Origin of the sequence: Streptomyces sp. NPDC013455 (genome assembly GCF_040632975.1) — a bacterium.
Lineage (GTDB): Bacteria > Actinomycetota > Actinomycetes > Streptomycetales > Streptomycetaceae > Streptomyces.
In genome coordinates this window covers 363,693-376,010 of the sequence record NZ_JBEYCX010000005.1, presented here as the reverse complement: position 1 = coordinate 376,010, position 12,318 = coordinate 363,693, and the positions used below count along the sequence as shown (strand labels likewise).

Here is a 12,318-nt window from a genome sequence, read left to right as displayed (position 1 = left end):
CCGACGGTCGCGGGCGCCGGCAACGGCTCCCCCGCCCACAACACCCCGCTCAAGGTCACCCCCACCGGCAAGGCGGCCACCGTGACGGTCCGGCCACACGGCAAGGCGTGGCTGAAGCTGACCTTCGTCCAGGTCCAGGGGGAGGCCGACGGCTACTGCGTGTCGGGCAAGGACCCGGTGACGTTTCCGACGATGGTCATCGGGCTGCCGCACTCCGGCAAGCACCAGGTCGCCCTGAACGACGGGGTGTGGGCCGAGTGCGACAACAAGGTGACCGCCACCCCGGTCTCGGCGGCCAAGCCTTCCTGACCCCCCGTCCCCACAAATCGAGCAGCCTGAACGACGAACGCAACGCCCTGACCTGCACTTTTACGAAGTGCTGCACATAAGTGCAGGTCAGCGACTCAGCGCGCCCCCTTCGTTCACTCCCGACAAAGCCGCCCCGGACGGCGATGAACGCACCGCCCGCCTCGACCTTCGCGTTTTCGGAAGCAGTTGCGTTGGGTCCCACCGGGTGCGGCCTCCCTTCCGGCCACGGGTCCGGTGAATGGAACGCGAACACCGCACGCCTGCCGCGCCAGGCTCATCATGGCTCCCCCATCGCTCCGACCTCTCAGCAGATCCCGTGCGATCCACTGTCCGAGGGAGACTTGCCTGCCTGGCGAGCCTGCTGTTACTACTGACCCTCACAGCCTCTGTACCCGCGACAGCCGCCCCCCGTTCCCCGAGGGTGTCCATCGACAAAGGTCTGGTCGCGGGAGCCTCGGCAGACGGGGTCGACCGCTTCCCGGGCATCCCGTACGCCGCTCCGCCCGTCGGTGCCGGACGCTGGCAGCCTCTGGCACCCGCCACTGCCTGGACGGGCACTCGGTCGGCCACGTCTCCCGTCGCTGCCTGCAGTTCGGTGGCGGCACGGGCCGCCCTGGGATGAGTGAGGACTGCCTGTACCTGAACGTCACCATCAACTACCGCCTCGGCGTGTTCGGCTTCCTCGACCTGCCGGGGCTGAGCGAGCAGGGCGCGGGCGACTACGACACGCATCCCGATCAGGCGCAGTATCCGGTCGTAGACGAGGCCCACGATGCCGAGGGTGTGGCGCAGACCGACCAGGCCGAGGAACTCGTCGGCCACCCGGTTCTGTTCGGTGCGGCTGCGGCCGCGCATGCGGGGCCCGAAGGTGACGTTCTGGTGCACCGTCATCCAGTCGAAAAGGGCCTCACTGCTTTGGAAGACCATGCCGAGTTCGGGTCGGGGCCGCTGACCGGGACGCCGTCCGCGGTGAGAGAGCCCTCGCTGACCCGGATGAAGCCGGCCATGGCCGACAGCAGCGTGGACTTGCCGCAGCCGCTCGGACGAGCAGGCAGAAGAACTCGCCCGGCCGCGATGTCCAGGTCGATTCCCTGGACGGTCCGGAAGTCACCGAATGAGATGCCGGCCCCCTCGACTCGCAGGGCCGCGCCACGTCCGGCCGCCGCTTCCCCACTCGGGGCTGTCACGGTGGCGGCTCCGATGCCCTTTGCCGGTGCCGTCTCCTTCTCGGCCCCCTTGGTCACCTCAGTCATCAGGACCCCTTCGCGTCGTCGGAGAACCAACCGCGCCGGATGGCGCACACCGACTGGGAGTGGATCGAGGCCGCCGTCGACGCCACGGACAGCGCGATCCCCACCACACTCCTCCTCCCCGGCATCGGCACCATTCACGATCTCCGGCAGGCCAACGCGCTCGGCATCCGCTCGGTCCGTGTCGCCACGCACTGCACCGAGGCCGACATCGCCGCCCAGCACATCGCCACCGCGCGCGAGCTGATGGACTGCCCGACGACGTGGCCGCCTACCCCACCCGCTGGCTCCCGGTGTGGACGGACATCTGGATGGAAACCTGTCAGTGGGACCTGGTCGGCGAACTGCTGATCGTGGACAGCTGCCCGCCCGAGCCCCGCGGCAGCTCCGCCCTCTTCGGTGCAGTCCTCGGTCTCGGCCGGGCCGTCGGCGGGTTCTTGAAGGCTCAGCCGCTCGACGTTGATCGCGAGTGCGGTCAGGACGTGCTGGACGTGCGTCTTCACAAGGCCGCGGTGGCGGCACTGGCGTCCACGGTGGCCGTCCACGAACTCCTCGATGCCGCCCTCAGCCCCCCCGAGCCCGGGCGCAGCCCGTAGCGCCGGCGCCAGTCGACCATTTCCATAGAATGTAAATATAAAACTGTTATGGTTCTAGCATGAGTCGTCAAGAAACCGCTCCTGGCGCGTCCGCCGCCATCGGGGCAGCCCTCTACGGCCTGGCCACCAGGGCCGCGAGACGCCTGCCCCGGGACATGAGCCTGACGTCCGCCGCCACCCTGGCCACCCTGGACCGGACCGGACCGCGGCGCATCACCGATCTGGCCGCGGTCGAGGGCGTCACCCAGCCCGCGATGACCGCCCTGGTCCGGGTGATGGAGGAGTCCGGCCTGGTGGAGCGGCGGGGCGACGCGTCCGACAAGCGGGTCACGCTGGTGTGCCTGACCGAGGCCGGCGCCTCCTATGTCCGGGCGCGGCGCCAGGCGGGCGTACACGCGTTCGAGCGGTTGATCGGCGAGCTCACCGGCGAAGAGGTCGAGGCGCTCGTGGCGGCCCTTCCGGCGCTGAGGCATCTGGCAGAGCTCGAAAGCCAGGACCGCGAAGGGCCGAAGCAGTGACCGGGCAGCCGGCTGGCGGAGTCGCGGGGAAGGCGTTCCCGGTGGCGCCTTCCGAGGCTCGGCTGCTGGTCCCCGCCCTGATGTTCATCGCTCTGGTCGCGGCGGCGGTCGGCAGCCTCGGGACGCCGCTCATCACCAGCGTGGCGACCTCGTTCCACGTCTCGCTCGGCAGCGCGCAGTGGACGCTGACCGTTGCGCTGCTCAGCGGCGCCGTCGCCACGCCGGTCCTGGGCCGGCTCGGAGCCGGCCCGCGCCGGCGCGCCGCGATCCTCACCACGCTGGCGGTCGTCGTCGTCGGCAGCGTGCTCACCGTGCTACCGCTGCCGTTCGCGTGGCTGCTGGCCGGCAGGGCGGCCCAGGGCGTCGGGCTCGGGCTGACGGCGCTGATGATGGGCGTGGCCCGGGACCACCTCCCCGAGGAGCGCAGCGCGGCCGTGATCGCCCTGATCTCGGTGGTCTCGATCATCGGGGCCGGCGTCGGCTACCCGCTGGCCGCGCTGCTCGCCGAGCTCGGCGGGGTACGAGCCGCCTACGGCCTCGGCCTGGTCGTCACCGCCGCCGCCCTCCTGACCGCGTGGCGCTCCATGCCCGAAGCCCCCGAAGGCCGCTCCGCCCACGTGGACGTGGCAGGCGCGGTCGTCCTGGCCGCTGCGCTGCTCCTGGTGCTGTTCCTCGCCGGCGAACGGAATCTGTGGAGCCGGCACCTCGCCGTGGCGGCGGGCCTCGTCGTCGTCGCGGTGGTACTGCTCTGCGTCTGGGCCGTCATCGAGCTGCGCAGCACGACGCCCCTGGTCGATGTGCGGGCGGTGCGGCACCCGGCGGTCGCGGGGGCGAACCTCGCCATGTTCGTCGGTGGGATCGGCATGTACCTCCTGCTCACGCTCATCACCCGGTACGCGCAGACGCCGCACGGCGCTGGCTACGGCTTCGGGCTGACGACCTTCGTCGCCGGGCTGGTCCTCATCCCGTTCTCGGTGCTGGGGTTCGTCGCCGGCAAGCTCACGTCGCGGGTCCGGACGCGGATCGCCGACCCCCTGCTCCTGGCCGGCAGCGCCGTAATGGTCGGCAGCGGGTTCGCCCTGTTCGCGGCGGCCCGGTCGGACCTGGCCGAGCTGTTCGCGGCGATGGGCGTGCTCGGCTTCGGCGTCGGCGGCTTCTCGGCCGCGATGCCCGGCGTCATCCTGGCCGTCACCCCCAAGAGCGAGACGTCGAGCGCCATGAGCTTCAACTACGTCGTCCGCAGCGTCGGGTACTCCCTGGGCAGCGCCATCGGCGGCCTAATCCTCGCCGCGGGCACCGGCCCCGGCCTTCTCTTCCCCGACGACAGCGCCTACACCACCGCGGCGCTGGTCGGCATCGGCGCCATGGCGATCACGACGCTGACAAGTCTCGCTCTCGCCCGCCGACGCTCGTCCGAGACCAATGCGTAAGTCAGATGCACTCATCCCGACACTGGAGGTTCCGTGCCCAAGGGCTACTGGGTCAGCGTCTACCCCGCCATTTCCGACCCTGAGGGGCTGACTGCCTACAACGAGCTGGCGGGTCTGGCTGTCCGGGCTGGGGGCGGGCGCGTCCTGTCCAATTTCGGTCGAGTCGTCGCCCACGAGGCCGGAATCACCGAACGCGTCGTTCTGATCGAGTTCGACAGTTTCGAACAGGCCGTCGCGGCGCGCGAGAGTGCGGCCTACCAGGAGGCGCTGGTAGCCCTCCCCGACGGCTTCGAGCGCGACTTCCGCATCGTCGAAGGCATCGACTGACCGAGGTCCAGTCGGATCTGCACTGGACCCTCTCAGGTCCGGTGCGTGGGGAGGACGCTCGTGGAGGCGTCCTCCTGCTGTTTCGGGACGGGAGCCAGGGATGTGCAGCTCAACGTGCTCAGCTCGCGGCGGAGCCGCTGGAGCTCGTCGTCTGCGGTGGCCAAGCCGACGGCGCCCCGCTCGACGGCAGCGTACGAAGCCAGGAATTCACCGCCCTCGTCGCCCGCGGACCGCCCTCGTCCTCGCGCAGGAAGTCGTCGTCGAACAGCACTGGTATCCGCTCAGAGACCAGCGGCTCGCCGTCGAGCCCCAGGACTGCCAGCCCTCGGCAGAGCAGAAGTGCACCAACACGCGGCGGGACGGTACGTCCGCGACACGACCCTCATCAACTGCTAACCCCACGTTCAACCAACGGGAGTTGAGGAATGTGAGAAAACGCCAAGAAAGCAGCGACAAACTGCGTACAGTCCGGCTGCTGCGCCCGCGTCGAAGGCGCCACCGACGACAGGCCCGTCCACTACGCCGCCAGCCCGGACAACGAACCGACCGTCCACGGACCGGCCGACGGCAACAAGGCATGCGCCTGAGCTGCCTGGCCTACCCCGCCACCCAGGCCGTCGCGGTGGGTGCCGGCGCCAGCGACCTGGGCATCCGACCGCACCCGGGCGCCGCCGCGGCGCGCTCGCTCTGTCGTTCGTCACGCACTATGCCGCGGACCGTCGGTTGCCAGGCGGCCTTCTGGAAACGCTCGCCACGAAGACTGGCAAGGTGCAACTTCTGGCGCCTGGCCGACTACGGGCTCAACGGCGCGTACTGCATCGACAGCGCCTGGCACCACGGCTGGGAGACCCTCGCCGCTCTGGTCGCCACCACCGAGGCCACCACCCGACGACCGGCCGCACCCGCACGCGCCTGGACCGGATGCGCGCCTCGCTCGGCATCGCCCAGCTCGCCCTCCAGCAGTTCCAGGACGACCTGAACGCCGACGACGTCAACGCCCGCGAACTCGCCGCGACTCTGCACGACCTCCGGGAGGACATCGACGTCCGCGGTGGCCTCTTCCCGATGCTCGCGCAACTGGTCCGCACCGCAGCGCGCCGGGCGGAGCAGATCGAACCGGACCGCGACGGCGACGCCCCCTGCCCGTTGCACGAGCCGCCGCCCTGATCACCGACAACGCCGGGCAGCGCCCACTCGCTGCCGCGGCCTGACCATCGCGCCGGACGCCCCGGTCACAGCTCAGCGTCAGTCGTGAACCTCCCCATCAAGCGGGTGGAACCCGGCGGGCAGGAACCTCGAAGACGAGTTCGAGACCGTCCTGCTCATCCCACTGCTCTCCGACCTCAACGAAGCCGAAGCCCGAGATCGTGGCCAGGGATGCCACGTTGTCGGGGCTGATCGTCGCCCGCACAGTCGTGACTGCGGTTTCGGCCGCTGCCCGGCGGAGCAATTCGATCAGCGTGGACCGGGCATATCCCTGGCGACGGAAGTCGGGAGCAATGGAGTAGCCGATCTCGACCATGCCGGCCTCGTCAGGCGGTCCGTGGAAACCGGCATGTCCGACGACGAGACCCTTGTCGCCGACGACCGCCTGCCGCACCATCCACCGCGCCCGGCCGGGGTCGCCCGCCATCTGGTCGTACCGGAACTGCCACAGCCACCGTGCCCTGTCGGTCACGAAGTACTCGGTCAGCGAAACCCCGGCCACCCTGCTGGCTTCGGACAGGTCTCCATCGAGCAGAGCGGACATCGCCCCGCCGGGCAGCTCGACAAAACGGACACGTTTCGGGCTCCGTGTGAACGATCCCCAGTAGTCGGCTTCATCTGTCACCTGCGGATGCTCGCCCATTAACCCAAAGGGCGTCCAACGATTTCGAAGCAGCCCAACAGCCACTCCGGGACGTCATCCACGACCCCACCCCGGTGAACCTGCCCGCCGGCGGCACGCCGGCGAGACGAGGCGGGTCAGCGGGCGGACGCGACGGTGACGGGAACGTCAGGGCAGCTGCTGAGCACGTCCGTGAGAGCGGCCCGTACCTCGGTGTCGATGCTCAGTGCACCGCGCCAGGGCGGCGGACGGTTCCACCCTCGGCCAGCACCCGGGGAACGAGGCCCCACCCGACGGCCAGGAGACGCACTGGCGGCACGGGACCGGCCGGCGGAGCCGGTGCCGGGCGGGAGGCGTGCGCTCAACGGTATGCGGCCCGCGCGGATCGTCCGGCGCGGGCCGCACTCGGTTGCCCGTGTATGCGGTTGGGGCAGGCCTCGCCTGGTCATCGCGACCGGGATGGCACCGTTCCCGCCCGGTACGCCGAGACCTGTGACCGCACTCGGCAGGCGCGGCCCACTGCGTTCTTCTCGCTCGGCACGGTGAGTGTGCGGCAGTGGGTTGGCCGAAAATCAGCCCGTGAGGGTTCCGCGGTAACCGACGGGGCCTTCACCGGGCCATTGGGCGGTGCCTTCAAAGCGGGAGCCTTCGTCGAAGAAGGTGACACTGCCGGAACCGGCGTGGGGGGTGCTCCAGGTGACGGTGGAACCGGTAGGCGGTGCGCTGCCGTCGCCGATGGCCTGGTCGCGATTGGCGATGGTCAAGGTCAACGGCGTGTCCTGCTGCCAGCCGCCGCCTCCGGTGTGGATCTCGGTGTCGTACGTGGGCATGTACTGTCCTCCCTGTCCTCGTCGAGCGATCCCCCCGAAGGCGCGGAGGCCGCAACGGACAAGGCGGCGGCCGCGGCGATACGGGGAATGATCCTCACGCCCAAGGCATGGACCGAGATCACCGGCCCTATGCCGGCCGACGGTGCGATCCACCGCAACGGGGGAACGTGCACTCGTGTATTTGACAGGACGGTGGTTCGAGCCGGTGGGTAACGGCCGAAGGAGGTAGCGGACCCGGGCAAGGGGTCGCGCGTCCAGCCCACCGGGTCAAAGAGTCGGTCGGCGGTGGGCGCACCGGTGCGGGTGCAGGACGTCGGGCGGCGCGCCCTGAGTGAAGCCCACTCGACGTCGCCCATCGCCACTGGACGCCGAGCATCGTGAACTCCACCCAGCGGACGATGCCGGGCATCGTCACCACAGCCAGGCGGTCGAGAGCCGCACCCGGAGCCATGGCTCGGGCGTCGCGCCGCGCGGCGGCGACGTCGGTCGTCTGCTCCAGAACGCGTTCGGCCTTCCGGCCGGTGTGGAACGGCCGCCGGCACGACCTTGAGGCGGCGCGCAAGGTGACGGTGCGCGGCCGGGTGCGGGAGCCCAGTCAGTCCGCCTGACGCGCAGTCTGGGCCCCGACCTTCAGCGCGTCGGCGGCAAGGCGGGCCCGCTCGTACGGAGGCTCGGTCCGCTTGCGGGGCAGCGGGCCGCAGCACGGCCTGGTTCTCGGTGTCGCGCGGGTCCAGGGCGCGCAGGTCGGCGGTCATCATCCGACGGCCGGCCGGGCGGGAGTAGTCGTCGACGACCGTCTGCACCGCCTGGTCGTCCCGGACCCGCCTGATGGGTCCGCCGACCCTGCAGGACGTACGACAGGTAGCGGCGGGCTTCGGCGAGCAGGTGGTGGCGCTTGCACGCGCCGCGCATCACGTACACCACGGCCACGACGTCGACGGCCGCCAGCGCTATGTCGGCCACCGGCCGCACCCGCGCCCACACCGCCGCGGCGGCCGACCGCGCTCGCTCCGCCAGCCGGTCGACGGCTTCGGCACCGTACGCCCGGATCGCCGAGTTCCCCCAACGCTTGCGCAGCTCGGTCGGCGAGAGCAACTCCGTGCGCTTGGGCGGGCGCGTCTGGTCGGCGACTTGGCAGGCCGGCGCGTAGGCGGCCCGCTCCCCCGGCGGGTGCCCCTGCTCTTCGTACTCTGCGGTGAGGATGGGCAGCCTGCCCTCAATCTGCTGGCGGCGGGTCGACTGCCAGCCGCTGAAACGCTGGTCGAACCCTGCGATCTCCATGACCGGCCGGCGTCACCTCGCGCGGCTCCCACGCCCACCCGAGCCGGGCGGGCACCTCCTCTGTGGAAAAGCGCGATCCGGGGCCCTTCCGGCCGGGCGGGATGGCATCACCAGATCTGGCCGCCTGTGGCCGCGCATGTGCTTTGATCTGCGGTTGCCACAGGGATTCCGTCTCCTCCACCAGAGCGGCTCGAAGATATTTCTGCGGGATCGTCAGCTGCCCGGCGCGGTAGCGATCCACCGTTCGGCGTGAGACGCCCAGGCGCTCCGCAGGGCCTTGGTTGACCCCTGCACCGCGTGAAAAGCGATTCCACTTGAGCCTTCGCGGATTCGGCGCGGGGCGGGTGAACAGCCCTTGCTCCGCCCTTGCGAGGGCCTTCAGGACCTTGCCGCGGCGCGGGGTCAGCTGCTGCTGGTCGTCATCGCTCATGCGCCCAGTCGGCCATGGGGAGCGTGTGGACGGAGACCGGTGTCCGCGCAGGTCACACCAGGCGCCGGTGTCCCGGCGTCCGTCCGTACGCCCGTCCAAGAAGCGCTGGGGCAGCGGCGACCGTACGGCTGGGTGCTGGCGAAGGCCGACGGCCGCGGGCCCGTCCCGGCCGGGCCAGAGTCATGCACGCCGTCGACTGGGTCTCGCCCCTGGCCTGGGTGACGGCAAGGCCACCGCCGTCGGTGATCGCCGTGGCATCGGGGTCGAGCAGGCCGATCAGGGCGTCGATGTCCTTGGCCTCCCAGGCTTGCTTGAAGTCCCTGACGACGGCGACGCGTTGGGCTTCCGAAGTCGTGGGAGACTGCGCGGCCCTGATGCGGCGGCGGGCCGAGGAGGCCAACTGGCGGCATGCCGCCGGGATACGACCGACAACCTCGGCCACTTCGGCAAACGAATGGCAGAAGACGTCGTGCAGCATGAAAGCGACGCGTTCGGCCGGGGTCATCGATTCGAGCACGACCAGGAAGGCCAGACTGACCGACTCGTCCAGGGTGACCCGGTCGGCCGGATCGGCCTCCGCACCGGCCGCCCGCCCACTGATCCACTCCCAACTCTCGGGGCAGTGGCTCCGGGATCCATTCGCCCACGTAGGTCTCTCGTCTGGCCCGTGCCGAGCCGAGCAGGTTGAGGCGGATGCGACCGGCGACTGTCGTCAGCCAGGCGCCGGGGTTCTCGATGGCGTCCTGCTGCTGCCGTGACATGACCTACCAGCGGGTGTAGGTCTCCTGACGGCGTCCTCGGCCTCGGCCAGGGCGCCCAGAAGCCGGTACGCGCGATTGACCAGTTGGCGCCGCTCGCTCATGAGCGCGTCCAGGCCCGGGTCGGGTCGGCCGTGTCCTGGCTCGGATCGGGTGCTCATGGTGCCGAACGCTCCCTTCGTCGTATCTGCTCCTACCGGTTCGACAACACAGCCCTGCGGAATGTGAGGCGACGCACCAGCCTCACATTCCGCAGGGCTGTGTCGTCGAAGTACTGGCAGCAACTGCGCGAACAAATAAGGAGGTTCCCATCCTGGCCACCAGAAGAAGGGCGACGAACTCACGACCCAGTGCCTGATCACGCTGGAACTCAAACGCGGCTCTCTGACGATGCAGTCGCTCTGGGTGAGTGGAACGAGCTCGCTCGACATGTCGATCACCGGTGGTACGGGCGACTTCCGTGAAGCGCGGGGCACCGTTCGCTGCTGGGATATCGCAACGCCGAGAGAGAGGGTGCGGGCCGAAACTCTGCGCTGACAGGTGAAGCGTGCTCCGCACAGCGGAGCGTGCGAGAAGCCAAGGTTGCACTATGGAAGGGAAGGTGAGGCTGCGATGCCTACGCCACGCGAGATGGACGAAGCCGTTATTCGCCGGCAAGTCGACATGATCACCCAAGCACTCCAGGCCAAGGATCCCGACGGCCTGAGGAAGCTGTATGCAACGGACATCGTGTCCTTCGACATCGAGCCGCCGCTCCAGAGTGTGGGGGTGGAAGCGAAGCTCGAGAACTGGGCGCCCGTGTTCGCGTTCTTCGAGAGCGTGACCTACGACGTTCGCGGGCTGACCCTCACCGTGGGCGATGACGTGGCCTTCGGGCACGCCTTTGCTCGTCTCAGCGGCACGCTGAAGGACGGGACGGCGATGAGCGGTATGTGGGTCAGGGTCACTTACTGCTTCCGGAAGATCGACGGAATCTGGCTGATCACGCACGACCAGGTCTCGGTGCCGCTCGACATCGCGAGCGGCAAAGGAGCGGTCGACCTCGAGCCCTGACAGATCACGGGACCCAAGCGCCGGCGGGCGCGCCGCTCTCGATGCATCACGAGCACCGATCCCGACCCGCCATCCCCCTCGCCGCGCGGCCGCGGCCGCACAACCACAGAGGAAGCCATGAACGAGACCATGAACAGCGCCCCCGCGACCGAGATTCCGGGCTATCTGGCCGGCACGTGGAAGGCCGACCCGGCGCACTCCGAGATCGCCTTCTCCGTCCGCCTCCTCGGGATCAGCAAGACGCGGGGCCGTTTCACCACCCACGACGTCACGCTCGTCACGGACAAGGACCCACTGCGCTCGTCGGTCACCGCGACGATCGACCTCCCATCCATCGATACCGGCAACAAAAAGCGAGACAATCACCTCCGCACAGCCGAATACCTCGATGTCGACACGTACCCGACGATGAGCTACCGCTCGACCGGCATCCGCCAGACCGTCGGTGGTTGGGCCGTCGACGGTGAGCTGACCTTGCACGGCGTCACACGGCAGGTGCCGCTGACCCTCAAGGTGAACGGTTTCAGCTCGGACCGGCGGGATGGACAGCGGGCCAGCTTCTCGGCGACCGCAGAGATCAACCGGCGCGACTTCGGCATCAACGCCGGTGGCGTCGTACTCAGCAACAAGGTGTCGATCAGCCTCGAAATCCAGGCCGTTCCCCACAAGTGACCCGCCCAGGACAGGCGGCCAAGACCCCATCCACCGATCGTGCAGTGTCCCGATTCCGCAGTTCGACCGAGCGGGATCGGGACACCGGCTGCGCTCGGTGGGTGGTGCGCTGGCCTGGCGTGTCTTCGGCTTTCACCGCCCGTTCATCCTCGCTCTGTGCCGCAACGACTCGCCCGGCCTGAAGTACGGCAGGGTCCCGACGCCGGGCCTCCACCCGCGTGAACCGGCCCGCTATCCGCGGCCCATCAGGCCCTCGAGCGTCTCCTGCCAGCGGGCAGGGTCTGAGCTGTGACCTCAGACGATCGCAAGATCGTCAGTCCTCACACACCGATGATCAGCGGTGGTCGCAGCCTTCCCACAGCCAGACCACCAGCAAGATCACGCTCTACGGCCGGACTTCTAGGTCACGCTGATACCAAGTGCCTGGCTTACCACCGAGGTCGGCTGGGTCGGCCGGGCCAACCGGGACGAACCCGGCCTTGGTCAGCACCTTCTGGGACGCGGCGTTGTCGTGGGAGGCGGCCGCCCGCAGTGCGTGCAGGCCGTGCATCGCTGTCGCCATCCGGCACAGCTCCCGGACGGTCGCGGTCGCCACGCCGCGGCCGGCGACCCGCTCCGCGACCCGGTAGCCGAGCCTGGCAGTGCCATCCTCCAAGTCGTACAGGTTGAACCTGCCGAGTACCGAGCCGTCCTCGGCGACGAGCACGTAGAAGGCGCAGATGCCGGCCTCCTGCTCGGCCAGCGAGGCCTCGTACCGGTCGGTGAACTGGTCGAAGAAGTCGTCGCCGCGGTCGGAGATCGAGGCAGCGAAGTAGGTGCGGTTCGCCAGCTCGAAGGCCAGGACCGCCGGGGCGTGGCCGGCATGCAGCCGCTTCAGCTCGGGCACCGCCCGACTCTACCCAGATCGTGCGCTGAGGCCACCCGGATTTCCGCCAGCGGCAGGCAACCTCAAAACCAGGGCACAAACGATCTACGGCTGGAGTATCAGGCAGTGTTTGGAACTCGCTGACCTGTCTGGTTGCCGTCCGGGGAAGTC

Annotated in this window: 13 protein-coding genes and 3 pseudogenes; 9 read left to right on the top strand and 7 right to left on the bottom strand. The window is 69.5% G+C overall.

Translation table 11 applies throughout. The features are described from left to right. Positions 1 to 309, top strand: a 309-nt coding sequence (locus tag ABZ576_RS12135) for a DUF4232 domain-containing protein (protein WP_360739131.1), incomplete at its 5' end; no start/stop codon positions are given. 238 nt (positions 310 to 547) lie between these two features. Beyond that, complete coding sequence (locus tag ABZ576_RS12130; protein ID WP_360739129.1) at positions 548 to 931, top strand: carboxylesterase family protein; 384 nt, start codon at positions 548 to 550, stop codon at positions 929 to 931. Between the two features lie 265 nt (positions 932 to 1,196). On the opposite strand, the gene ABZ576_RS12125 is transcribed toward ABZ576_RS12130, so the two are convergent. Continuing rightward, positions 1,197 to 1,562: an ATP-binding cassette domain-containing protein gene (locus ABZ576_RS12125; RefSeq protein WP_360739127.1), complete on the bottom strand. Its 366-nt coding sequence runs from the start codon at positions 1,560 to 1,562 to the stop codon at positions 1,197 to 1,199. Positions 1,563 to 1,604: 42 nt separating this feature from the next. On the opposite strand from ABZ576_RS12125, the pseudogene ABZ576_RS12120 reads away from it, so the two are divergent. From ABZ576_RS12120 to ABZ576_RS12100, 5 genes and pseudogenes are all read left to right on the top strand, one after another. Continuing rightward, a pseudogene (locus ABZ576_RS12120) lies at positions 1,605 to 1,802 on the top strand (4-hydroxy-2-oxovalerate aldolase); the annotation flags it as partial. 508 nt (positions 1,803 to 2,310) lie between these two features. Then, positions 2,311 to 2,673 carry a MarR family transcriptional regulator gene (locus tag ABZ576_RS12115; RefSeq protein WP_360739156.1) on the top strand — a complete coding sequence of 121 codons (363 nt, stop codon included), beginning with the start codon at positions 2,311 to 2,313 and terminating at the stop codon, positions 2,671 to 2,673. Further along, positions 2,670 to 4,103, top strand: coding sequence for an MFS transporter (locus ABZ576_RS12110; RefSeq protein ID WP_360739126.1), 1,434 nt, complete (start codon positions 2,670 to 2,672; stop codon positions 4,101 to 4,103). Before ABZ576_RS12115 ends, ABZ576_RS12110 begins: the two co-directional genes overlap by 4 nt. A 33-nt stretch (positions 4,104 to 4,136) precedes the next feature. Then, positions 4,137 to 4,430 carry a DUF1330 domain-containing protein gene (locus ABZ576_RS12105; protein ID WP_360739125.1) on the top strand — a complete coding sequence of 98 codons (294 nt, stop codon included), beginning with the start codon at positions 4,137 to 4,139 and terminating at the stop codon, positions 4,428 to 4,430. A 921-nt stretch (positions 4,431 to 5,351) separates the two neighbouring features. Further along, a pseudogene (locus tag ABZ576_RS12100) lies at positions 5,352 to 5,641 on the top strand (hypothetical protein). A 53-nt stretch (positions 5,642 to 5,694) separates the two neighbouring features. Here the strand turns inward: ABZ576_RS12100 and ABZ576_RS12095 are convergent. From ABZ576_RS12095 to ABZ576_RS12075, 5 genes and pseudogenes are all read right to left on the bottom strand, one after another. After that, positions 5,695 to 6,180, bottom strand: a complete 486-nt coding sequence (locus tag ABZ576_RS12095; protein WP_360739154.1) for a GNAT family protein — start codon at positions 6,178 to 6,180, stop codon at positions 5,695 to 5,697. Positions 6,181 to 6,830: 650 nt separating this feature from the next. Beyond that, a complete protein-coding gene (locus ABZ576_RS12090) occupies positions 6,831 to 7,088 on the bottom strand; it encodes a hypothetical protein (RefSeq protein WP_360739123.1) in 258 nt (85 codons plus the stop codon). A gap of 630 nt (positions 7,089 to 7,718) precedes the next feature. Beyond that, positions 7,719 to 8,369 carry a hypothetical protein gene (locus tag ABZ576_RS12085; RefSeq protein ID WP_360739121.1) on the bottom strand — a complete coding sequence of 217 codons (651 nt, stop codon included), beginning with the start codon at positions 8,367 to 8,369 and terminating at the stop codon, positions 7,719 to 7,721. Beyond that, positions 8,305 to 8,799, bottom strand: a complete 495-nt coding sequence (locus ABZ576_RS12080; RefSeq protein WP_360739119.1) for a hypothetical protein — start codon at positions 8,797 to 8,799, stop codon at positions 8,305 to 8,307. Before ABZ576_RS12080 ends, ABZ576_RS12085 begins: the two co-directional genes overlap by 65 nt. Positions 8,800 to 9,022: 223 nt before the next feature. Continuing rightward, positions 9,023 to 9,718, bottom strand: a pseudogene (locus tag ABZ576_RS12075) (sigma factor-like helix-turn-helix DNA-binding protein); the annotation flags it as partial. Positions 9,719 to 10,187: 469 nt separating this feature from the next. Between ABZ576_RS12075 and ABZ576_RS12070 the strand changes: the two are divergent. Both ABZ576_RS12070 and ABZ576_RS12065 read left to right on the top strand, forming a co-directional pair. Continuing rightward, the gene (locus tag ABZ576_RS12070; RefSeq protein WP_360739117.1) at positions 10,188 to 10,610 is read left to right on the top strand and encodes a nuclear transport factor 2 family protein; all 423 of its coding nucleotides are present in this window, start codon (positions 10,188 to 10,190) and stop codon (positions 10,608 to 10,610) included. A 117-nt stretch (positions 10,611 to 10,727) separates the two neighbouring features. Continuing rightward, positions 10,728 to 11,282 carry a YceI family protein gene (locus ABZ576_RS12065; protein WP_360739115.1) on the top strand — a complete coding sequence of 185 codons (555 nt, stop codon included), beginning with the start codon at positions 10,728 to 10,730 and terminating at the stop codon, positions 11,280 to 11,282. A gap of 385 nt (positions 11,283 to 11,667) precedes the next feature. On the opposite strand, the gene ABZ576_RS12060 is transcribed toward ABZ576_RS12065, so the two are convergent. Beyond that, positions 11,668 to 12,168, bottom strand: coding sequence for a GNAT family N-acetyltransferase (locus ABZ576_RS12060; RefSeq protein WP_360739114.1), 501 nt, complete (start codon positions 12,166 to 12,168; stop codon positions 11,668 to 11,670). Between the last annotated feature and the right edge of the window lie 150 nt (positions 12,169 to 12,318).

Excerpts from the sequence above, each read along its gene's own strand:
- ABZ576_RS12130 (WP_360739129.1), top strand. The coding sequence starts at position 548 with ATGGAACGCGAACACCGCACGCCTGCCGCGCCAGGCTCATCATGGCTC.
- ABZ576_RS12125 (WP_360739127.1), bottom strand. The coding sequence starts at position 1,562 with ATGACTGAGGTGACCAAGGGGGCCGAGAAGGAGACGGCACCGGCAAAG.
- ABZ576_RS12115 (WP_360739156.1), top strand. The coding sequence starts at position 2,311 with ATGAGCCTGACGTCCGCCGCCACCCTGGCCACCCTGGACCGGACCGGA.
- ABZ576_RS12095 (WP_360739154.1), bottom strand. The coding sequence starts at position 6,180 with ATGTCCGCTCTGCTCGATGGAGACCTGTCCGAAGCCAGCAGGGTGGCC.
- ABZ576_RS12090 (WP_360739123.1), bottom strand. The coding sequence starts at position 7,088 with ATGCCCACGTACGACACCGAGATCCACACCGGAGGCGGCGGCTGGCAG.
- ABZ576_RS12085 (WP_360739121.1), bottom strand. The coding sequence starts at position 8,369 with ATGGAGATCGCAGGGTTCGACCAGCGTTTCAGCGGCTGGCAGTCGACC.
- ABZ576_RS12080 (WP_360739119.1), bottom strand. The coding sequence starts at position 8,799 with ATGAGCGATGACGACCAGCAGCAGCTGACCCCGCGCCGCGGCAAGGTC.
- ABZ576_RS12070 (WP_360739117.1), top strand. The coding sequence starts at position 10,188 with ATGGACGAAGCCGTTATTCGCCGGCAAGTCGACATGATCACCCAAGCA.
- ABZ576_RS12065 (WP_360739115.1), top strand. The coding sequence starts at position 10,728 with ATGAACGAGACCATGAACAGCGCCCCCGCGACCGAGATTCCGGGCTAT.